This is a genomic window from Reichenbachiella sp. MSK19-1, from assembly GCF_003590315.1.
GTDB classification, from domain to species: Bacteria; Bacteroidota; Bacteroidia; order Cytophagales; family Cyclobacteriaceae; genus Reichenbachiella; species Reichenbachiella agariperforans.
Genome location: NZ_MIER01000021.1, coordinates 458,882 through 481,381 on the forward strand (window position 1 = coordinate 458,882; position 22,500 = coordinate 481,381).

The window sequence follows — 22,500 nt, forward strand, 5'->3', positions numbered from 1 at the left end:
ACCAAGGTGCGGGGAAGGTGAGGTTTGAAAATTAGAGGATTGTGTCACAGCTCGTCGCGTACCATGTTTCGGATTTTGACGGCTTTTTCGAAGTGGTCAAGTTGGTGTGTTTTGATCCACCATGTGGCGACCTCTAAGAGTAGTTGGGGATTGTCGTTTTTGTTGGCAAAGAAGGCGTAAAACGAAAGCCCGACCTTTTCGCCTTTCTTTTCGATTTTCTCTTCACAGACGGAGATTATTTTTTTTCTGATGGTTTTGTTCATGTTTGTAGCAGTTGTGAGTTAGGGTGTGATGATGCGTTTACCATGGCGATCTATGTCGAACCAAGTGTCACTCTCAACGCGGAGATGGTCGTCTAGGTCGTAGTACTCGGTGGCCTCAAAGGTCACCTCGGCTTGGCCTCCGTCAAACCGCTGGACATAGTCATAGATGCAGGGGATGACGATTTGTCCTTTTTCGTTGGCAAAGCCCATTTTGCCGTTGCGCAGTACACGGAGTAGACCATCGTGCAGTGGCTCTGGTCCATTGTCATACATGACTAGGTCAAAGAGGATGTCTTGGTAGCGGTTGATCCCGACCTGCCGTCCGTAGGTGCTGTCGTTGGGGTGCAAGATGACATTCGCTACATGCGTGAAGGAGTCTGTGCCAAAGTAGGCAAAGTGGCCGAAGGGGACGATGGTGTCTCCCGCTGCAGTGACATAGGAGACATCTGCCCCGTACTGCAGATACTCTTCGTCGGATGCTGCATAGAGCATCGGTAGCGTAGTGGTGTCTGTCGTCACATCGACATAGGGGGAGTCGGTCTGGACTTGCTCGACTATTTCACGGCATGCACTCATGGCTACCGTGAGCAGGAGGAGAAAGAGGGGGCCGTAGCAGGTTATTTGCATTCCTTTTTTGCTTTTATCTGGAGATACATCGTTTCTTGATTCAAGTCAATGAAATTGACCCAATCCTTTTTGACTTTTGTGTTTCGAGTACAACCAAACTAAATAATATGAAGTCAAAAGAGTGTTTTTTATCGGTAATTATGTTGTTCATTTTTTCAAATATTTTTTCTCAGGCTGTGGAGCGTGAGACTGTTCCTGCTAGACATTTTGTCGGGAGTACGATGTTCGTGCTAGCGTCCCCCATACTGAGTCCCTCGCCGAAGTATTACCAGTTGAACTATGGCTATCGACTGACACCAAAGGATGTATTGTCCATAGAGGCGATTACATGGCAATACCAAGGGCCGCTAGGGAGGTCTTATGGATCGGAAAGTGATGATTCTGATTTCCCGGGTGCGGTCAGAGCATTCGGGGTGGGATTAGCCTACAAACACTTTTTATGGAAGGGGAGTTATACACAAATCCACGTGACGCCCATGTTTCAAAATTATTTGGATGAGGAGGATCATAAAATTAAAAGTGGTTTTCAGCTATTCAATACGCTACGGTTTGGCTATCACTTTGATTTGTTCAAGGGGCGGTTTTTTATCGAACCTTCTATAGCTTTTACCTATTGGCCGATCAATACCAATCTACCAGATTCTTTTCAGGTAGTGGAGGATCAGTGGAACAACTACTTTTTATTTGAACCAGGGCTTCATTTTGGATTCAATTTTTAGTTTAGTTTTTTTTCCGAGATTCTTTTTCTAATTCTACTTAGGGTTTCGGGTTTGATACCCAAATAACTGGCCAGTTGGTATTGAGGGACTCGGTTGATCAAACCGGGTCTTTTTTTGAGAACGTGTTGATACTTATCTTCAGGACTTAGGATCGAAAACTTAGACATTTCTTCTTGTTGCGTACCGAACATTTGCTCCATACCTGTACGGCAGAAAGTCTCGAAACGAGGAAATTTAGTATAGAGCTCCTGCTCCTTTTTAGTATTGACGATAGCGACTGTAGTTTCTTCGCTACAAACCATGTTCTTGGTTGAGGGGCTGCCATAGACTAAGCTATTGAAGTTGGCAGCAGACTGGTGGTCCGTATAAAAGTCCCAAGTTTTTTCTTCTCCCTCTAGGATCTCATAGTTTCGGATGCAGCCACTGATAACGAAATAAGCCTCCTTAGCTACTTGCCCGACTTTTAGCAAAATAGTGCCTTTTGGGTAGGTTTTGATGGGGAAGCTTTCTTCAATCGCTAGACTTTCGTCTGGCGTTAGCTGTGTCATCTCTGATATGAGTTCTACTAAAATATGGGACATGTACTTTGTGTGTTTTAGATCATGAACTGGTTTGGGCTCTACGGTATAGCAAAATATGTCAATATACTGAGGGAGGCAAGGAAGTGCCTTTTCATCTGAAATATTGATGGAGATTAGAGTAAGTAGTAGGCTAGTTCATCACCTTACGCTCGTTGTATTTGTAACTGAGGAGGGAGAGGAGGTTACCAAACTGGTCGATCATGGTTTGCTCTTCGGGTTTGATTGGGCGCTCTTCGATTTTGAGGAGGAGGAAGCCATAGATGCCGTTGAGGCAGAGCTGCACTTCGCTGGTGATGGTGCCATTGGCTACTTGCATGTTTTCGTTGATGTAGGGCTTGGCTTTGAGGTAGACATGGTTGTAGTTTTCGTCAGAGGATTTGAGCTCCTCGTGCAGCTGATCTAGTTGTGCTACGATCTCATTGACCTCAGCGAGGTGGCCCGACTCTTGGATGCCTTGCTCGGTCATTTTCTTCATGAAAGCCTCGTAGTGGTTGACCTCAGCGAGTTTTTCTTTGGGTGTGATGGGAAAGAAGTTAATGACCTGCGTCCCGAACTTCTCCAAATCAAATTTGTAGGCACGCATCAAGTCTTCTTTGCGGTAGATCTCAATGATATATTCTGTGATGTTTTTGTTTTGATCCATAGTTTTTCGATTCAATTTTTTGTGATGAAGTCATCAGGTCATCGCTATAGTGCTACTTTTTCTTTGTCCAGATCTTTTTAATGGCTCACCGCTACTCCTTTTTTTTACTTTGTCTCACAGGTTACGCACCGTATTTCCTTTCTCAATACACAATACTCGACACTAAATATCAAGGGCGTAATCCCTCTTGAACTTTTTGCAAATGTGAAATTTTATTTATCTATTTTTGCCTTCTTTTTAAGAAAAATGGATCATCTAAGGAATTTTTGCATCATAGCGCACATCGATCACGGCAAGTCTACACTGGCCGATCGTTTGCTTCAGAATACAGGTACGGTTACAGGGAGAGACATGCAGGCACAGTTGCTGGATGACATGGATCTAGAGCGTGAGCGTGGGATTACCATCAAGAGTCATGCGATTCAGATGGCCTACAAGCACGAGGGCAAAGACTATACGCTCAACCTCATCGATACCCCAGGTCACGTGGATTTCTCATACGAAGTGTCCCGCTCGATTGCGGCCTGTGAGGGCGCACTACTCATCGTGGACGCCTCTCAAGGTATCGAAGCGCAGACGATCTCCAACTTGTACCTCGCACTGGAGCACGATCTGGAAATCATCCCTGTATTGAATAAAATCGATTTACCCGGTGCACGACCTGAGGAGGTCTCTGAGGAGATTATCGATTTGATCGGTTGTGATATGGAGGACATCATCCATGCGAGTGGGAAGACAGGTTTCGGCGTAGACAATATCCTCGATGCGATCATTAAGCGAGTCCCTGCGCCTAAGGGCAAGCCAGATGAGCCGCTACAGGCGATGATTTTTGATTCGCAGTTCAATTCATTCAGAGGAATCGAAGTGATTTTCCGCGTATTCAATGGTTCGATCAAAAAAGGAGATAAGATTAAATTCGTCGCGACAGGCAAGACCTATGAAGCAGACGAAATCGGGACGCTGGGACTACAGCAGCATCCACAGAAAGAAATTAAAACCGGAGATGTAGGCTACCTTATCTCGGGTATCAAAGTGGCCAAGGAGGTCAAAGTAGGGGATACGATTACGGCTATAGATCGACCTACTACAGAAATGATCAAAGGTTTTGAGGAGGTCAAACCGATGGTATTTGCGGGGATTTACCCTGTAGATACGCAAGATTACGAAGAGCTGCGCGCCTCGATGGAGAAGCTACAGCTCAACGATGCTTCGTTGGTCTGGGAGCCGGAGACTTCTGCAGCACTAGGATTTGGGTTCCGATGTGGATTTCTTGGGATGTTGCACATGGAGATCATACAGGAGCGATTAGAGCGCGAGTTTGACATGACTGTGATCACCACCGTACCATCGGTGCAGTTCAAGGCTTTTATGACGGATGGATCGGTACAGGACATCAATGCCCCATCTGAGATGCCAGATCCGAGTAGGGTCAAGCATGTAGAAGAGCCGTTCATCAAAGCACAGATCATCAGCAAGGCAGACTATGTCGGTCCGATCATTTCGTTATGTATGGACAAGCGTGGGACGATCCAAAATCAAGTCTATTTGACGGCAGATCGCGTGGAGTTGACTTTTGATATTCCCTTGTCGGAAATCGTGTTTGATTTCTTTGACAAACTGAAAACAATCTCTAGAGGTTATGCTTCGCTTGATTATGAGTTGACAGGGTTGAAACAATCCAACATGGTCAAACTTGATATCATGCTCAATGGCGAAGCGGTGGATGCTTTGTCCGCGATCGTACACAGAGACAAAGCCTACGAGTGGGGCAAGCGTCTATGTGAGAAATTGAAAGAATTGATCCCAAGACAGATGTTTGAGATTCCGATCCAAGCCTCTATAGGAAATAAAATCATCTCCAGAGAAACGGTGAAGGCGATGCGCAAAAACGTATTGGCGAAGTGTTATGGTGGAGATATTTCGCGTAAGCGTAAACTGCTCGACAAGCAGAAAAAAGGAAAGAAACGTATGCGTCAGGTGGGGAACGTAGAGATTCCGCAGGATGCATTTATGGCTGTGTTAAAACTGGATTAAGAAAATGCCTACAATCATAGACGGTAAGAAGGTGTCTGGAGACATCAAAGACGAAATCAAACTACAGGTAGAAGCGATGAAGAATGAGGGCAAGCGCGCACCTCATTTGGCGATCATTATCGTCGGAGATGATGGAGCCAGTCATACCTATGTAGGTGGAAAAATTACATCTTGTAAGGCAGTAGGCTTTGATTATACGTTGATGCAGTTTGCAGGGACGATCTCTGAGGACAAGCTGCTCAAACATGTCGATCAACTCAACGCGGATGAGGATATCGATGGATTTATCGTACAGCTGCCCTTGCCAGAGCATATCTCTGTAGAGAAAGTGACCGCTAGCATCTCACCAGAGAAAGATGTGGATGGATTCACGAACGAGAATTTCGGCAGTATCACTTCCAAAGCACCGCTATTGATGCCAGCTACTCCGCTAGGGATCATGGAGCTGATCAAGCGTTATGAGATCGAGACCAAAGGTAAAAACTGCGTGATTATCGGAGCGAGCCGCCTAGTAGGAGCACCTCTTGCACTCATGATGTCCAATGATGCCAATGCTACCGTGACGCTTTGCCATAAATACACCGAGGATCTAGCCGCTCATACGAGACAGGCGGACATCCTCGTGGTAGCAGTAGGCAAGCCCGGTCTGGTGAGCAAAGATATGGTCAAAGAAGGTGCTGTGATCATCGACGTAGGAACCACTCGTGTAGAGGATAAGACGAAGAAGTCAGGTTTTAAACTGTCCGGAGATGTGGAGTATGCCGAAGTAGCACCCATCGCCAGTTATATCACGCCTGTCCCTGGTGGTGTAGGGCCGATGACGATCGCGTCATTACTTATCAATACACTGCAAGCCGCTAAGAACAACCTGAAGTAGTTTGAGTTACGTCCCCAAAATATCTGAGAAGCTCCCCATTATGGAGATTTTCTATTCCATCCAAGGAGAAGGGTACTATGCGGGGACACCAGCGATATTTATCCGTCTAGGAGGCTGTGATGTGGGCTGTGTATGGTGTGACGTCAAAGAGTCTTGGGACGAGAAAGATCATCCGTTTTTTACTATCAAGGAGATCATCGAACAGATCCAGGATTATCCCTGCAAGACGATCATTGTCACAGGTGGAGAACCACTGATGTATGACATGACGGAGTTGACCACTGCGCTCAAGGAGAAAGGGTATCAACTGAATATAGAAACCTCGGGAGCTTATCCTATGTCTGGTGTGTGGGACTGGGTATGTTTCTCCCCGAAAAAGTTTAAAGCGCCAGACCAGTCGGTCTACGCTGCAGCAAGCGAACTCAAAGCCATTGCCTTCAATAAATCTGATTTCAAATTTGCTGAAGAGCACGCGGAGCAAGTCAATGACAGATGCAAACTCTATCTACAGCCCGAGTGGTCCAAGGCTGATAAGATGACTCCAGAGATCATCGAATATGTCAAAGCGCATTCCCAGTGGAATATTTCGCTGCAGACACACAAGTATCTCGATATCCGATAAAATTTTCTTGGTACTTTTGTTTCAGAGGTCAAATGACAAAGGTGCTGACTCCTGAAAGGGTAAGTTGTCTTTAGGTCAGTTTGGCTATCCTAAAAGATACCTGTTCGAAATGCGCTACACACTTCTATTTCTCTTTGTTTTTATTTTTGTTGACTCACACGCCCAGTACACTTCGTATCATTCGGAGGACAAAAAGGCACTTCGAGACTATGAGGAAGCACGGCAGTTGCTCAAGAGAGTACAGTTCCGTGAAGCCATGGAGCCGATGCTGGATGCGGTAGAGCGAGATCCGGACTTTATCGAGGTGTGGTTGGCGCTTGGTAGCGCTAGCAATCGTTTGGGTTGGGATAGTTTGTCTTTTGTGTATTTTAAAAAGGCGATTCGAATTGATCCCGATTATCCCAAATCGAAGTATGCCTATCATGCTATTGGGGAGCAGTTTTATAAGGACGCGGTATATGATAGTGCAGAGGCTTATTTGGAGCATTATATCCGAACCATTCCCAATGATCCAGTCAAAGAAACTGTTGCGAAATCTATGATTATGGACTGTAGGTTTGCACAGCAGGCTCTTCTTAATCCTTTCGAATACAATATTAGGCAGTTGGCAGATCATGCCAACTCTTTTCAACTACAGTATTTTCCCGCACTATCCGTCGATCAGCAGAAGCTTTATTTCACACGTCGCGTAGGGATGAACAACTATGACGATGAGGATATTTATTTCTGCGAATATGACTCTGCTAGTCAGATGTGGTCAGTGCCTGCTTCGGTTTCTGATCAAATCAATTCGGAGTTCAATGAAGGAGCGGCATCCATGTCCGCTGACGAAAGGACGCTTGTGTTCACGTCATGTGATGGTAGACGTGGCTATGGTAGTTGTGACATATATATCGCCCAGAAAGTAGGAGATGATTGGAGCAAGCCAGAGAATATAGGCAAGGCTGTTAATTCTGCTGCATGGGAGGCACAGCCATCTCTGTCTGCTGATGGGCGTACGATCCTTTTTGTGTCCAATCGCCGAGGTGGGTATGGAGGAAAGGATATCTGGATGTCTACCAAAAATCGTCGCGGAGAGTGGCAGTCGGCTATCAATCTCGGAAAACGCATCAATAGTAACAAAGATGAGATTAGTCCTTTTATTCATGCCAACGGCGAGACGATTTATTTCTCTTCTAATGGACACGAAGGGTTGGGAGGTCTAGATATCTACATGAGTGAGATTGAGCGAGATTCTTTGTGGAAGTTCCCCGTCAATCTAGGGTATCCGCTCAACGATGAACATGATCAGGTATCGCTGTATATCGCTTCGGATAGCAAAACAGGCGTGTACACTATTGAGAAACTTACCAAAACAGGATTTCAGAGTAAGCTCTATGCTTTTGATTTGCCTGACAGGTTTCAGGTTACGAACCAGAGTGCCTATCTAAAGGGGCGCGTAGTTGATGCGGATAACCATTCTCCTATAACTGCGGAGATACAGGTGTATCACTTGTCGAATAATCATTTTTACTCTGAACTAACCTCGGATGCCAAGACGGGGGCTTATACATTGGTGCTAACGGAGGGGAATCGCTACGGTATATACGTGACGAGTCCTGGGTATATGTTCGTTGACTTTTCGTTCACGCTAGAGGATCTAAAATCCTTCGATCAAAACCTGTTGGATATTGAACTACAACCCATTAAGGTTGGTGCGTCCAGTACTTTGGGCAATGTATTTTTCGATCATGATGATGCAAGCCTGAAACCTGAATCTATGTCGGAGCTTCGTGTTGTGTATTACTTCCTACGGCAGAACCCAAAATTGAAGATGGAGATCGCAGGGCATAGTGATAGTGAAGGTTCCGAATCCTATAATTTAGAGCTATCCATGCGACGAGCCAAAACTGTCCATGATTTCTTAATATCAAAGGGGATTAGCCCTTCTCAATTGAGTTACAAAGGCTATGGTGAAAGTCGTTTACTTTACACAGGAGAAAACCCCCATCTTCTCGCAGAAAACAGGAGAATTGAGTTCTTAGTGAGTGAAATTGGCGAGTAGCCTTACGCACGACATTTGATGCCCCTTCCAAAGATTAGTTTTAATACTCTGTTAATATTGGTTAAAAAAGTATTTTATTCTGAATCTCCCACTGATTGTGAAACAAGATTTTACCTACAGGTAAAAACCTGTAAAAAAACAGTATGCATGCCAACTAATAATTGTTAGTTAGTTTTAGTGAAAGTGTTCTAAAAAGCATAAGTTTGGAATTATTAAACATATTATTTAAACATTTATTAACAATTAAAACATACGATATGAAGAGGATTCTACTTATTTGTTTCATGTTGTTGTCTGCACTCGTGACAGAGTCGTGGGCACAAGATCGTACTGTATCTGGTAAAGTAACAGATGATACAGGCGAAGGATTACCAGGGGTAAACGTTGTACTAAAAGGTACGACGGTTGGATCTACTTCTGATATTGAAGGTAACTGGAAAGTGAGTGTTCCTTCGGACGGAGGAGTTTTGGTTTTCTCATTTGTAGGGATGACTGCTCAGGAAGTTGCGATTGGTTCTAGATCGGTAATCGATATTACGATGAAGGCAGATGCACAGCAGTTGTCTGAATTAGTAATTACGAGTTATGGTATTGCTAGAGCCAAGGATGAGTTGACATACGCTACGCAGAAAATTGAATCAAAGGACCTTGTTGCAGCAGAGCAACCTCAGGCAGGTATTGGTCTTGTAGGTAAAGTTGCAGGTATGCAAGTCAACGTACAGAACAATGGTGTGAAACCAGATGTTCAAATTGTCCTTAGAGGTTTGAACTCTATATCTAAAAGTAATGCCGCTTTGATTGTAATTGACGGGATTATTGCCACATCTTCTGCTTTTGGAGATTTGAACCCACATGATATAGAGAGCATTAACGTATTGAAAGGTGCTAATGCTGCAGCCCTGTATGGAGCGGACGCTGTAAATGGTGCATTGATTGTGACAACTAAGAGAGGTACTGGCAATGCAGATAAATTTACTGTGGGTATCAATACGTCTGTGACATTTGAAGAGGTCGCATATATGCCTGATTTTCAAAGTGAATATGGTATTGGTTGGGATGGACATTATGACCCCATTGAGAATACAAACTGGGGGCCAAGGTATGATGGTGTGACCAGACAAATAGGACCTACATTTCCCGACGGTTATGTGTTGGAGACGCAAGAGGTTCCATATGCTCCAATTCAGGATAACCTACTTGATTTTTATGATAGAGGTGTGACCAATATGAACACGGTTTATGCTGCAGGTGGAGATGAAACAGGTTCATTCTATATGTCTTTTGGTAATCAAACGACTACTGGTATTGTGCCTGACGATGAATTTGAAAGAACAACGTTCAGAGTAAATGCTACTAAGCAAATAGGGAAATTAAAGTTGGGCGTGTACGGTGGTTACTACCAAGATAAAACTAACGTAGTGGGTGATCAAATTGGTGATCAAGACAGGCCGTTGTATTGGTTTATCCTTAATACACAATCAAATATTCCTCTAACTAGTTACAAGGATTATGACAATCCTGCGAGCTATGGATATGCAGACAACTATTATAACGCCTATTATCAAAACCCATATTGGGCGATAGGTACTAATAGAGACGAGGATAAAACTTCGAGATTGTACTCAGTGATGTCGGCATCTTATGATATCTTGGATAACCTCAAATTTGTAGGTAATGTAGGTGTGAACTCAAGACAAGGTTCTGGTAAAAACCATAGAGATCGTCAAGAGTATAGTGATGAACTTCAGCCAGCTCACTCTACAGTATCTTCTTTTGTAGAGGATTTTGAATTTACGGACGTTCGTTACAATGGTAACTTCACATTCCAAGGGAGTTTTGATATTGGCGAAACATTTAATATCACTCCTATTGTAGGTATGTCATTTAAGAATGATACTTATAGAGAAAGTACTATTCGTTCGAATAATTTAAGTATACCAGGCTTCTATGATGTGAATAGTGGGGTGATAGGTAGTACTGATGTAGATGAGTGGACCAAACGTCAAATTGGTGTGTTTGCAGATGTGACATTTGGATACGATAACTGGGTGTTTTTGAATGCAACGGGTCGTCAAGATTGGACGTCTACTTTGCCATTAGATGACAATACATATTTTTATCCTTCAGTTGGTTTGTCTGTAGTGTTGACGGAAGGAATTAGTGCATTGAAGGATAACGATATCTTGTCTTATGCTAAGCTTAGTGTAAGTAACGCGACTGTATATAACGACCTTCCTGTTTTCTTGATTAATGAGACTTATCGTCAACAAAATACAAGAGACCTAACGGGTGGATTTGAAAACTATCCAGCTTTTCCTCTCGCAGGCCAAAACGGATATTATCTCAGTACCACGACTGTTGACGCTAATATATCTAAGGAAAAACTAAACACAACGGAGTTTGGTGCTACTTTAGGTTTCTTAAGAGGACGTATCAATCTGGATGGAGCTTATTTTATTACTACCACGACGGATTTGATTACAGGTACTACACCATCTAGGGCTTCTGGAGCATCATATTTCTATACTAATATTGGAGAGTTGCAGACAAAAGGTCTAGAGTTGGCATTGGGAGCAACGATTCTTGAAATTGGAGATTTTTCATGGAAAGCCAATATCAACTACACTTCTTATGAGTCTGTCGTAAAAGAGATCAAGGAAGGTTTAGATGAGATAGGATTGGATGTGTATACTGCTGGATATGGTACTTATGCAGTGAAAGGTGAGGCTTTTCCTCAAATCAAAGCTGCAGGTTATTTGAGAAATGATAATGGTCAAGTTATTATTGATTCTAATGGTAACCCACAGGTGGGTGACGTTATTTCTCAAGGCAAAACTACGCCAGATTACATTTTGGGAGGGACATCAAGGTTTGAATACAAAGGCTTGTCTCTTTCTGCTACTATGGATTACAGAACAGGGCACGTTTATTATGAACAGGGTTCAGACGCGATGGAGTTCACAGGAAGGTCTGTTGCCAGTGTTTCTTCAAATCGACAAGATTTCGTTTGGCCTAATTCAGTAATTGACAATGGTGATGGTACTTACACTGATAATACCAATATTCCAATTACTGGTGGTGTTATGGGATTTTGGAAGGATAGATATAATGAGATTAAGGAGAATTACGTAAAGGATGCAACAGCCTTGAAATTGCGTGAGGTGACTTTGAGATATGCTATCCCTTCTGATATTTTGGAAAAAACCAAAGTTATTAGCAGAATGTCCGTAGGTGTGTTTGGAAGAAATTTGGTTACATGGTTGCCTGAGGAGAATAGATTTTCTGATCCAGAATTTAAGAATACTAGAGCTACTGATGATGCCAATGGAGTGGGTATTGGTGGTTACTTTACATCGCCTCCTACGAGAACATATGGATTTAACTTGAATATTGAATTTTAAGCAAAATCAAAGATGAAAAATAACAAAATATATACATACATACTGGCAAGTGTGGTTCTTTTATTTGGAGCTACATCTTGTGATGATTTTTTGGACGTCAATACTGATCCCAATAATCCAACAGAAGTAACAGTTGATCTGATACTCCCGGTTGCACAAGTTTATACCGCAACTCAAATGCATGCTGATCGTCGTATCAACCATTTAGGAAGTATGATGATGTACAACTGGAGTGAATCTCAGGGTTTTTCTTGGTATGATAACGAATTTCAGTACTTGGTAAACTCTACTTTCTATGCTTCTATTTTTGATGAAGGGTATAGAGACCCATTGAAACAATATAATCTATTGACCGAATTAGGTGAAGGGTATGATAATTATGAGGCAATTGGTCTTATTATGAAAGCATATCATTATCAGTTGATGGTAGATTTTTATGGTGATATTCCATATTCTGAAGCGTTGCAGCGTAGTGAAAATGCAACCCCTGTTTATGATAGTGGTAGCGATGTTTACACTAGTTTGATGGTAGACCTCACAGCAGCTATTGATTTAATCAATGTTGCTGCAGGAAGTGGTGTCGCTGTTGAACCAGGAAGTGACGATGTGATGTTTGGTGGTGATATGACTATGTGGAAGCAATTTGCTAACACTTTAAAAGTTCGTATTCTTACCAGACTTTCTGATATGACTTCTATGCAGGGGTATATCCAGACTGAATTCGATGCAATTACAGCTGAGGGGTCTGGTTTTATTACAGCTAATGTAGTAGTCGACCCTGGCTATGAAGTGTCTGAGGGAAAGCAAAATCCTTATTGGGATGAAATGGGATTCACCCCTACTGGGGACGAGCAGCTAAACTATAGAGCTACTTGTGCAACGCAGTATATTTTAGATTATCTGGCAAGCACTAATGATCCGAGAATCAGCTTTTTGTATGAAGAGCCAGATACAGGACATCTAGGTGTTAATCAAGGACTAGAAGTAGATGAAAATTATGCGCCTGAGTTGGTTTCTAATATAGGACCTGGGATTTTGAAAAGTGCTACGATGGGTGACATCATATTTACTCTTGCAGAGAGTAATTTTAACAGAGCTGAACTCGCACTCAAAGGATTTGGTGGAGATCCACAGACTCTTTACGAAGCAGGTATTTCTGCGGCTTTTGTGACTTTATCACATGGAGCAGCAGTTTTAACGTCTGCAGACGCTATAGCATATTATTCTCAAAATATTAATAATGTGAATTATGCAGGGTCAGCGAATAAATTAGAAGCGATTATTACGCAGAAGTGGCTAGCAGTAAATGGACTTACTGCAGAGCAATCATGGTTCGATTATAGCCGAACTGGGTTTCCTTCTAATCTGCCTATATCTGCGCAGGCATCATCTTCTGATAGACCTGTTAGGTTGTATTATCCGGCTAGTGAGTCTGCAAGTAATGCGGATAACATTCCTGCTCAGCCAGATGCTTTTACAGGTAAGATTTTTTGGGCAAACTAAAATAGAACAAAATGAAGAATTTTATTTATATAATATTAGTGACAATTGTTGCAGGGAATTTGGTTTCCTGTGTCGATTCGACAGCTCCAGAGGATGAGTTTGGAAGTGGGGCTAGTGCAGTTAATTTTGCTGGGTTTACCCAAAGTTCTCAGGCACTCAGTGCGGTGGTATATGACGATGAAAGGTCATACGACAGTAATATCGCTTTTGAAGTCAAAGGACCATCGATGGAGAGTACGACTGGTGATGTTGCCGTTAGTATAGCAATAGATGAGTCATCTACTGCTGTAGAAGGTACACACTTTACACTGGATGAAAAATCTATAGTACTGTCTGAAGATGGTGATTATAGAGGATTGTTGCCTATTACTGTTCTGACAGCGGGTATAGAGCCACCTAATACGTTTGATTTAATTCTTAAAATATCGAGTGTAGATGGAAAGGGTGTAGTAGCTAATGGTAAGACGATAGCAGTTAAAATGGTTTACCAGTGTTATTCTGATCTTTCAGGTACCTACTTGGTTCAAAATGATGCGAATTGCGGTACAGCTGTATTGACCACTATTGTCAAAAATGATGATGGCTCATGGCATATTGGCATAGGTGATGGAGGTTTCTTAGGTCACGGATGTACTGGAAACCCAGGTCTAGACAACTGGTCAAATATTGTTGAATTGTGTGGGGAAATTCTACCTTCGGATGATTTAGAGTATGCAGACTGTTGTACAATTGGCAATATTCAAGGAGGTACTTGGGATGCTGATAATGGTATTTTGACCATGGAGCACACTCAGGCTTTTACGGGTAACTGGGCAGGGGCTTGGGTCTCAACTTACACCAGACAGTAATTTTAACTTAAAAGTGAAAAGATATGTTTAAAAGTATAAATGGAATATTGGTAGTTACACTTGTAGCGAGTGTAATGCTGATTAGTTCATGCCAAGAAGAGGAGGTCGCTGGAATAGTGTCTCCTGAGGACAATGCCGTTGCTACAATAGAAGCGTTAAATACAATAACTGCTATGACTGAGGGCGATGATACGCTTTGGTATTCAATTACTGTTGACAAAATGCTGAAGCAAGATGTTAAGTTTTCTCCTGTTTTTGTGGGGGAATCTACTGTAGATCTAAGTGATTTAGTAATAATAGGAGGTGTTTTGAAAGCTTCGACTAGTTCAGTTAAACTGGGTATAGTAATGGCGCCAGATGAACTTGCTGAATCTAAGGAGGTTTTTGAAATGGAAATAAGTGCTAAATCAGACCTCTCTTATAATTTCCAATTAAACATGGATAAATCTAATGTTGTCATTTCTGCTGGTGAGGTTAGTGATTATGACATGAATTTGGATTGGAACACAGTGACTTATGATCTTGTTGAAGATGGTGAGGTAGAGACTTTGGATATGTGTGAATTGGAAGTTGATTTTGATATCTTAATTGAAGGAGCTAATGGTTCTAATTATGGAGGTGCTACTGGGGATTGTCCAGAAACTACAGATTTTAGAGATCTTCCTGTAGGCTCTTATGATATTACAATTGATTTTTACGGTGTAGGTGATGATTTTCCAGCTGATGTAGGTTTGGATATTCCATATAGTGTAGCGATTGCTAACAATACAGGAGATGTTTATCAATATGAAGGTTCTTTTAATAGTAATGATGCAGGGAATGTATCTAAAGTTATAGGACAATTGGTAATGGCTAGTGACGGTTCGTTTAGCGTAACACTTGCAGAGTAATAAAGTTTAGACATAAAAAAAGGCTACATATTGTAGCCTTTTTTTATGTCTAAACTTTATTACTCTACTAAAAGATGTTAATGTATTTTAAGTTAATTCAGGTTTTTGAAAATTATAAATGTTAGTAGAAAGCAATAAAACAGTTGCCATAAAAAAAGTAATGTTTCAGGTGGTAATCTGGGGAGTGTTTTTATTCACAAGTACAAGTGTTTATTCGCAATCGGGTGATCCTTATAAAGCCACACTATCAGGACATATTAAAAGTGCTTATACAGGACTAGATGTTATAGGAGCGACGGTGTATTTAGAGAGTGTCCAAAAGGGAACTGCTACTGATGTAGAGGGTAATTTTAAAATTATTGTTCCCAAAGGACTATTTAAAGTTCGCTTTAGCAGTGTCAATATGAAGACCCAGATCATAGAGATTGATTTGATTGAGGATGTTAACATTGAAGTTGAGCTTCGTGAAGAGATTCTCAATCTTAATGAAGTGACAGTTTTTGCAGAGAAGCAAGATGCTAATGTCAAAAGCCTAGATGTAGGTAAGAACGAGTTAGATATTAACAAGATTAATTCTATGCCGGCATTTATGGGTGAACCTGATGTGGTGAAGTCGTTGATGCTTTTGCCAGGTGTTAGTACAGTGGGCGAAGGTGCATCTGGTTTCAATGTACGAGGTGGAGGAGTAGATCAAAACTTGATTCTACAGGATGGAGCCCTCATTTTTAACCCTTCGCATGTATTCGGGTTCTTTTCTGTGTTTAATCCCGCAGTAGTTAAAAGTGCGTCTCTGTATAAAAATGGTATGCCAGCACAATACGGAGGCCGCCTTTCGTCTGTACTGGATGTAGAACTGCAAGAAGGAGATTTTAATGAATACAAAGGAGAAGTTGGATTAGGATTGGTGGCGAGTAAGTTAGCCATACAAGGACCTATTGTTAAACAAAAAGTATCATTTTTGATTGGAGGCAGAGCCTCTTACTCTGATTGGTTGCTCAATAAGGCTAAAGATTTAGAGCTGCGCCAGAGCAGTGCTATGTTTCAAGATATGAATGCAAAGTTGGCCTATATGGTCAACGATAAGAATAAAGTGAGTTATTCAGGCTACTACAGTCGTGATGGGTTCAAATTTGCAGCAGAGTCTGATTTTGAATGGTCTATGATGAATCATGTGGTGAAATGGAGTCATATTTTTTCTGATAGATCAGATTTAGATGTCAATTTAGTAGTAGGGAACTATACTTCACTGGTAAAGGAAGATGATCAGGGTATTCGATATGATGTGACTTCTGTTATTGACTATCAAAAAATGAGTGTTAGGTATTCATATGTTGTAAATGAAAAACACAATATAAATGCTGGGTTGGAATCAACTTATTATCAGTTTCAACCAGGGAATAGAGATGTGATAACTGAAAATACAAGTCTTACTGATTTGAATATTGAGAAGGAAAAGTCTATTGAAACGGGAATCTATCTAGAAGATGATTTTACAGTTAATTCCTCATTGTCTATACGGGCTGGATTGAGATTTAGTCACTTTGTTAATCTGGGGCCGGGTACGGATTATTTGTATGGACCGAATGATTCGAGAAAAGCAAATAATATCACGGATACCATTTACTATGATAATGGTGAACCAATAGTCTCTTATCAAGGCTTAGAGCCTCGGGTGACAATTAATTATGAATTGACCTCAACGAGTTCAATGAAGCTTGGGTATAACCGGACCAGACAGTATCTTCATATGATTTCTAATACCGCCGCAGTATCTCCATACGATATTTGGAAAACAAGTAACTATTATGTTCCACCAGAAATAGGAGATCAAATTTCCTTAGGGTATTTCCGGAATTTTAGAGAAAATCAATATGAAACTTCTGTAGAGGTCTATTATAAGCATGGTACAGATGTGACGGATTTTAAGAATGGGAAGGATTTGTTTATGAATTCAAATTTGGAGGCGGATTTATTGACAGGAGAGTCTAATTCTTATGGAATTGAATTTTTTGTTAATAAGAAAATGGGGAAGCTTACAGGTTGGATGAGTTACACATATTCCAGATCATTTAGAAAAGTAGAGGGTGAAAATGAGGATGAAACAATAAGTAATGGAGATTGGTATCCGTCCAATTATGATAAACCACATGATTTCACTACGGCTATCAATTACCAGTCGACCCCACTGGTTAGTTTTGGAGTGAATTTCACCTATAGTACTGGACGTCCAGTTACTGCACCAGAGCTTAATTACAATGTAGGTAATTTGACCTATGTTAATAGTTATTCATTGCGTAATGAACTTAGAATTCCAGATTACCATAGGTTAGATATTTCAATGAATCTTAAAACCAAACCGAAGGTAGAAAGGTGGTGGAGAGCAAGTTGGACTTTTGCTGTATACAATGTATATGGTCGAAAGAATGCTTTTTCAGTGTATTATAAGAATGAAGTTGGTAGTCCACCGAGTGCCTATAAATTATCTGTTTTGGGTAGTGCGTTTCCTTCCATTATGTTAAATATTGAGTTTTAAGAGGAGTTAGAGATGAAGAGAGTTTTATTTTATTTGTTATTTATAGTGGTTGCTTCTTCTTGCATTGAAAATCTAGGGGTTTTTAAAGGAAGAAATGGAGATATAGTTATTGAAGGGGTTATAACCAATGAATTTGGTCCTCATATTGTGAAATTAGCAACAACTAAAGAGTTCGGTGCCCCTACAGACTACTACCTAGTACAAGGAGCAAATGTAACTATTGAGGATAATCTGGGAGGTGTAATTGATTTGGAAAATATAGGAGAAGGTAAGTATCAGACACCAGAAAATTTTCGAGCAGAACTTGGAGGAAGTTATAGGTTAAGGGTTGTTTTGAGGTCAGGTGAGGAGTTTGAGTCATCTTTTGAGTCACTGAATGAAGTGCCAACGATAGATAAGGTTTATCATCGGATAGAACAGCGTAGTGTACTGAGTAGCTCTGATGTACTTACGGAGGAGTCAGTAGTAGTGTTTTATGCTGATTTCAATAATCCAAAGGACGTTGACAATTTTTATAGATGGAGGTATAAAGAAACCTATCAGGTGTTTTCACCTTTGGCGGGGAACAGAGAAGGAGATGTTTTGCAGTCTAGAGGGTGTACAATGGCTATTTCACATAGGGATTGTTGGGTTGATAAGTTTGATACGGAGTTTCTTAATATTACGAATGATGGATACTATGATGGTTTAGAGCAGTTAGGTCATGAAGTGTTTTTTACGGATATAGATAAGAAGTTTGCGATTGGATATAGTGCAAATATTCAATTGTACAGTTTGAGTGAACAAGCGTATGAATACTGGGCTGCTATTGAAAAACAAGCTGAAAATAGCGGGTCTATTTTTGATACGAGTAATTTTCAGATCAAAGGAAATGTTAGTTCTATAGATGACCCAGAGCAATTGGTGCTGGGTTATTTTGGGGTGTCAGGAGTTGCTAGCCAACGGGTCATGTTAATAAATTATGAGGTGCCATATACGCATACTTACGTCTGTGAAGCAAACAATAGTGGCTGTTACCCTGTGAATTGCATAGACTGTACAGCATACGGAGCTAGTTCGCGAACAACTAAACCAGATTATTGGAAGTAGTATGAAATGAATGATCAGTTGAAGAGTGACAGTTACTTTTTAGCTATCCTACTGATAGATAGTTGTTTCATGAAGTTTAAAGTGAAGAAGAAGGGGTGGCATGTTTGTGCTAACCCTTTTTTGGTACTTATCAATCAATACTGAACTCATACCCTTCTAGTGCTAGTTCTGTATTTTCAAAGATAGTTTTGGTCTCGGCGAGCATAGGGAGTAGCTCTTTGTAACGCGTAGAAAAATGGCCGATGAGTAGTTTGTTTACCTGCGCTTTTTGAGCGATGAGTCCAGCTTCTATGGTTGTAGTATGGTGGGTTTGTGCGGCACGGTCCGTCATGTTGTCCATGAAGGTAGCTTCGTGGTAGAGTATGTCCACACCATGTATGTATGGGATGATTGCTTCGTCATATTTCGTGTCAGAGCAGAAAGCATAGGCACGTGATGGAGCAGGATCTAGGGTGTAGTCTTCGTTCTTATATTGAAGATTTCCATCTTGGTCGAATACGTCATTTCCGTTTTTGAGCGAAATGATTTTAGATGGAGGGATGTCTGCAATTACTTTTGATCGGTCTATTCTTCTCTTTTTAGGTTTTTCTCGGAAGATAAATCCAGAACAGGGAATTCGATGATTGAGTGGAAAAGAGTGTACAGTGATGTTCTGCGTCTCCATTAGTAGCTGTTGCTCTCCGTAAATCCATTCGGTCAGATTGATTTTGTAGTTTAGTGCAGTTTGCGAATGCTTGAGATTGATAGCTAAAATTTCTTTCAACCCAGGAGGGCCATAGATGTTTAGGTCTTTTTTTCGTCCATAGAGGTGTAAAGAAGAGATCAGTCCAATAAGTCCATAGTAATGATCTCCATGTAGATGACTGATGAAAATGTAGTCTATCTTCTGGGCTTTGATTTTGTTCTTTTTGAGTTGAACCTGTGTGCCTTCTCCACAATCGATAAGAAAAGGCACTTGCATCATCGTCAGCAGTTGTGATGTTTGATTCCTGTTATGAGCAGGTACCGATGCATTGGATCCGAGTATTTTGACGCTAAATGACAAATGTTAGGGGCTGAAAAACTAAGGAGAAGACTATTCTTCTCCCTCTTTTAATCCTTTCTCTAGCTCGTTCATGAAAACGAGATCAACTGACTCTTCTACTGTAGGTAGGATTTCGAGTACTTTATCGAGTTGCGAGATTTTAATGAGTTTCATGGCGTGATCAGATACACCACTGAGGATGAATGTCCCTCCAGCCTCAGTAAACACCCTATTGCCTACGAGAAGAGCGCTGAGTCCTGATGAGTCGATATATTTGACCTCAGATAAGTCTACAATCATATTAGCAACTCCCTGCCCCTGAAAAGCCAAAAACTCGGTTTTTAGCTCTGCCGAAATGGTAGCGTCTAGTTTCTCTTCGTTGAACTTTATTGTATTGTATTTTTCTTGTCTATCTAGTGTGAATTTCATATTGTGTTTTCTCCTCGTCTATTGTAAATTAATCGAATTTTCGATGTTTCCTTTGATTCTGTTGTAAATATCTGAAGTGTCTACTCGATCAAACGTGTCACCGATGATCTTTTCGTATAGCTCTATGTAGCGATCAGAAATAGACTTGATTTTTTCCTCAGACATATCAGGAATCTTTTGTCCGTCCTTGCCTTGAAACCCTTCAGAGATTAACCATTGACGTACAAACTCCTTAGAAAGTTGTCGTTGCGGTTCGTCTTTTGCTTGTAAATCTGCATAAGTGTCCGCATAAAAGTAGCGTGACGAATCAGGGGTGTGGATTTCATCGATCAAAATTATTTCTCCATTGTAGAGGCCAAATTCATATTTGGTATCTACCAAAATCAACCCACGCTCTGCAGCCATCTCTGTTCCCCGTTGGAATAGTGCTTGGGTATATTCCTCCAATTGGATGTACAATGATTCTTCGACGATTCCTTGTTTTAGGATTTCCTCTCTAGAAATATCTTCGTCATGTCCTTCTGAGGCTTTTGTCGTAGGGGTGATGATAGGGGTAGGGAGCTTGTCGTTTTCTTTCAATCCGTCAGGTAAGTTCACCCCACAAAGAATACGCTTTCCGGCTTTATATTCGCGAGCCGCATGTCCAGCTAAATAGCCACGGATAACCATTTCTACTTTGAAGGGGTCACATTTCTTGCCGACGGTGACGTTAGGGTCAGGTACAGATTCTACCCAGTTGGGTACGATATCGGCGGTTGCTGCTAAGAATCTAGCAGCGATTTGATTGAGCACTTGTCCCTTGTAGGGAATGGGGTCTGGGAGCACCACATCAAAAGCAGAAATCCTATCGCTAGCGACCATGACCAGTGCATGGTCGAATTCATAAACGTCACGCACTTTGCCAGTGTATTTCTTCGTTTGTCCAGCAAAGTGATAATCAGTAGACTTTAAACCTGTATTCATAGGGGCAAATCTAAAGCATCACAGCTAATTAGTAGATATAAAAAGCAGACAGGATTTGAATTCATGCTAGGGCTGGGTGATCAGCCGCCCAAATTTATAGCTTTCCTCTTTGATAATATTACCTCTCTTGTCATAGTATATCCACCGTCCATCTTTTTCATTGCGGTTGTACTGACCTTGAATTTCAGGGTCACCAGATTTGAAATACTGTGTGTAAGCTCCATCTAGTCGATCGAATTTGTAGTTTTTACTTCCCAGTATTTTGCCATTGGGATAGTATGCGAGACTCTCCCCATGTTTCTTCCCTTTAATATATGCTTCTTCGGTAAGTACATTGCCTTTGTTATCATAGATGATGCGTTTTCCTTCTAGTTTTCCTTGGTTGTATCTCTCGATTATATGTAAATCGCCTTTCTCATTAAAATACTTCCATGTTCCAGTTTTGAAATCATCCTTGAATTTGCGAGTAGCGATTAAAATGCCTGATTCGTCGAACTCATCTATGTTGCTATCTTTTTCATAGTTGGAGTAGTTGCCTTTGGTTTTGATCTGACCGTTGGGATGGTAGACGATGTTGGTTCCAGATCTTTTACCGTTTGCTAGGTTGAGTTCCTGCTTGACTGCTCCGTCAGGATAGTAAGAAATGATCGCCCCGTTGAGCTGTCCATGCTCGTAGTTGCCAGCAGTTTCTAGCTGACCATTTTCATAGTACTTCTTGAAACTTCCTTCGTTAGACCCATTTTTTTGGAATGTTTCGGTACTGACCTGTCCGCTAGGGTAGTAGCTGAGTAGCTGTCCATCGATTACGCCATTTTTATAATTGATGGAGGACTTGATGATACCAGTGTCGTAGTAGGTCTTGTTAGGGCCGTGTTGTTTACCTCCTAAGTAGCTGATTTCTTCTTTGATCTTTCCGTTTGTCCAGTATTCTTTGACTAGTCCGTCTGGTTTACCTTTTTTGAATTCTGTTTCATTTTTGATCGTACCGTCTGGGTAGTAGGATTTGAGTATGCCAATCAAGCTATCGTTTTGAAATGTGCCTGACTGGATTAGGTGTCCAGCATCGTCGAAGACTTTGGTGTCTCCCTGCCTTTTTCCTCTGAGATAGAAAGTGCTGCGTTGTATCTGCCCGTCTTCGTAGTAATTGAGAAACTCCCCCTCACGATTGCCCCGATGATAGTATCCTGTTACTATTACTGCTCCATCATAACTATACTTTTTGTATTCACCATGTAGTACGGTGGTTGTATCCACTTTTATCGTGGTGTAAGTCTCTCTGATTGGATAGGCTCCGTTTCGCTCCTGATCGTAGCGTTTGGTTACTTTGGTCTGTGCGAATAGCGATACAGAAGGGATAGAAAGAAGCAAAAGGACTAATATTTTTCTCATATCTAGGGGTGAAAAAGACTT

19 protein-coding genes are annotated in these 22,500 nt (G+C 41.3%); 11 read left to right on the top strand and 8 right to left on the bottom strand.

Features of this window, described 5'->3' with window-relative positions; genetic code table 11:
- Window positions 1–44: 44 nt before the first annotated feature.
- Both BGP76_RS19825 and BGP76_RS19830 read right to left on the bottom strand, forming a co-directional pair.
- The gene (locus BGP76_RS19825; protein ID WP_119845942.1) at window positions 45–263 is read right to left on the bottom strand and encodes a DUF6500 family protein; all 219 of its coding nucleotides are present in this window, start codon (window positions 261–263) and stop codon (window positions 45–47) included.
- 18 nt (window positions 264–281) lie between these two features.
- A complete protein-coding gene (locus BGP76_RS19830) occupies window positions 282–890 on the bottom strand; it encodes a WG repeat-containing protein (RefSeq protein WP_119845943.1) in 609 nt (202 codons plus the stop codon).
- 107 nt (window positions 891–997) lie between these two features.
- Between BGP76_RS19830 and BGP76_RS19835 the strand changes: the two genes are divergently transcribed.
- Entirely contained in the window at window positions 998–1,609 is a 612-nt protein-coding gene (locus tag BGP76_RS19835; RefSeq protein WP_119845944.1) for a hypothetical protein, read from the top strand.
- On the opposite strand, the gene BGP76_RS19840 is transcribed toward BGP76_RS19835, so the two are convergent.
- Window positions 1,606–2,190, bottom strand: coding sequence for a Crp/Fnr family transcriptional regulator (locus BGP76_RS19840; RefSeq protein WP_119845945.1), 585 nt, complete (start codon window positions 2,188–2,190; stop codon window positions 1,606–1,608). The genes BGP76_RS19835 and BGP76_RS19840 overlap by 4 nt on opposite strands.
- A 130-nt stretch (window positions 2,191–2,320) precedes the next feature.
- On the bottom strand, window positions 2,321–2,833 hold the full coding sequence (locus BGP76_RS19845) for a DUF4924 family protein (RefSeq protein WP_119845946.1): 513 nt from the start codon (window positions 2,831–2,833) through the stop codon (window positions 2,321–2,323).
- Between the two features lie 246 nt (window positions 2,834–3,079).
- On the opposite strand from BGP76_RS19845, the gene lepA reads away from it, so the two are divergent.
- The 10 genes from lepA (at window position 3,080) to BGP76_RS19895 (ending at window position 18,674) form a co-directional block, all read left to right on the top strand.
- Entirely contained in the window at window positions 3,080–4,867 is a 1,788-nt protein-coding gene (gene lepA / locus BGP76_RS19850) for a translation elongation factor 4 (protein WP_119845947.1), read from the top strand.
- Window positions 4,868–4,871: 4 nt separating this feature from the next.
- On the top strand, window positions 4,872–5,744 hold the full coding sequence (locus tag BGP76_RS19855) for a bifunctional 5,10-methylenetetrahydrofolate dehydrogenase/5,10-methenyltetrahydrofolate cyclohydrolase (RefSeq protein WP_073122668.1): 873 nt from the start codon (window positions 4,872–4,874) through the stop codon (window positions 5,742–5,744).
- A 40-nt stretch (window positions 5,745–5,784) separates the two neighbouring features.
- Window positions 5,785–6,366, top strand: a complete 582-nt coding sequence (locus tag BGP76_RS19860; RefSeq protein ID WP_119845948.1) for a 7-carboxy-7-deazaguanine synthase QueE — start codon at window positions 5,785–5,787, stop codon at window positions 6,364–6,366.
- Between the two features lie 109 nt (window positions 6,367–6,475).
- Window positions 6,476–8,410 (top strand): OmpA family protein, encoded by a 1,935-nt coding sequence (locus BGP76_RS19865; protein ID WP_119845949.1) that lies wholly within the window; start codon window positions 6,476–6,478, stop codon window positions 8,408–8,410.
- A gap of 257 nt (window positions 8,411–8,667) precedes the next feature.
- A complete protein-coding gene (locus BGP76_RS19870; RefSeq protein ID WP_084190519.1) occupies window positions 8,668–11,811 on the top strand; it encodes a SusC/RagA family TonB-linked outer membrane protein in 3,144 nt (1,047 codons plus the stop codon).
- A 12-nt stretch (window positions 11,812–11,823) separates the two neighbouring features.
- Window positions 11,824–13,314 carry a SusD/RagB family nutrient-binding outer membrane lipoprotein gene (locus BGP76_RS19875; RefSeq protein ID WP_119845950.1) on the top strand — a complete coding sequence of 497 codons (1,491 nt, stop codon included), beginning with the start codon at window positions 11,824–11,826 and terminating at the stop codon, window positions 13,312–13,314.
- An 11-nt stretch (window positions 13,315–13,325) separates the two neighbouring features.
- A complete protein-coding gene (locus BGP76_RS19880; RefSeq protein ID WP_119845951.1) occupies window positions 13,326–14,162 on the top strand; it encodes a hypothetical protein in 837 nt (278 codons plus the stop codon).
- A 23-nt stretch (window positions 14,163–14,185) separates the two neighbouring features.
- Window positions 14,186–15,052: a hypothetical protein gene (locus BGP76_RS19885; protein WP_119845952.1), complete on the top strand. Its 867-nt coding sequence runs from the start codon at window positions 14,186–14,188 to the stop codon at window positions 15,050–15,052.
- 118 nt (window positions 15,053–15,170) lie between these two features.
- Window positions 15,171–17,585 (top strand): TonB-dependent receptor, encoded by a 2,415-nt coding sequence (locus tag BGP76_RS19890; protein WP_119845953.1) that lies wholly within the window; start codon window positions 15,171–15,173, stop codon window positions 17,583–17,585.
- Between the two features lie 12 nt (window positions 17,586–17,597).
- Entirely contained in the window at window positions 17,598–18,674 is a 1,077-nt protein-coding gene (locus BGP76_RS19895) for a DUF4249 domain-containing protein (RefSeq protein ID WP_119845954.1), read from the top strand.
- A 130-nt stretch (window positions 18,675–18,804) separates the two neighbouring features.
- Here the strand turns inward: BGP76_RS19895 and BGP76_RS19900 are convergent, their stop codons facing one another.
- The 4 genes from BGP76_RS19900 to BGP76_RS19915 all read right to left on the bottom strand — a co-directional run bounded on the left by BGP76_RS19900 (window position 18,805) and on the right by BGP76_RS19915 (window position 22,479).
- Window positions 18,805–19,719 (bottom strand): ribonuclease Z, encoded by a 915-nt coding sequence (locus BGP76_RS19900; RefSeq protein WP_119845955.1) that lies wholly within the window; start codon window positions 19,717–19,719, stop codon window positions 18,805–18,807.
- A gap of 30 nt (window positions 19,720–19,749) precedes the next feature.
- On the bottom strand, window positions 19,750–20,127 hold the full coding sequence (locus BGP76_RS19905) for an STAS domain-containing protein (protein WP_073122641.1): 378 nt from the start codon (window positions 20,125–20,127) through the stop codon (window positions 19,750–19,752).
- An 18-nt stretch (window positions 20,128–20,145) separates the two neighbouring features.
- Window positions 20,146–21,090: a phosphoribosylaminoimidazolesuccinocarboxamide synthase gene (locus BGP76_RS19910; protein ID WP_119845956.1), complete on the bottom strand. Its 945-nt coding sequence runs from the start codon at window positions 21,088–21,090 to the stop codon at window positions 20,146–20,148.
- A 66-nt stretch (window positions 21,091–21,156) separates the two neighbouring features.
- The gene (locus BGP76_RS19915) at window positions 21,157–22,479 is read right to left on the bottom strand and encodes a toxin-antitoxin system YwqK family antitoxin (RefSeq protein WP_119845957.1); all 1,323 of its coding nucleotides are present in this window, start codon (window positions 22,477–22,479) and stop codon (window positions 21,157–21,159) included.
- Window positions 22,480–22,500: the final 21 nt, after the last annotated feature.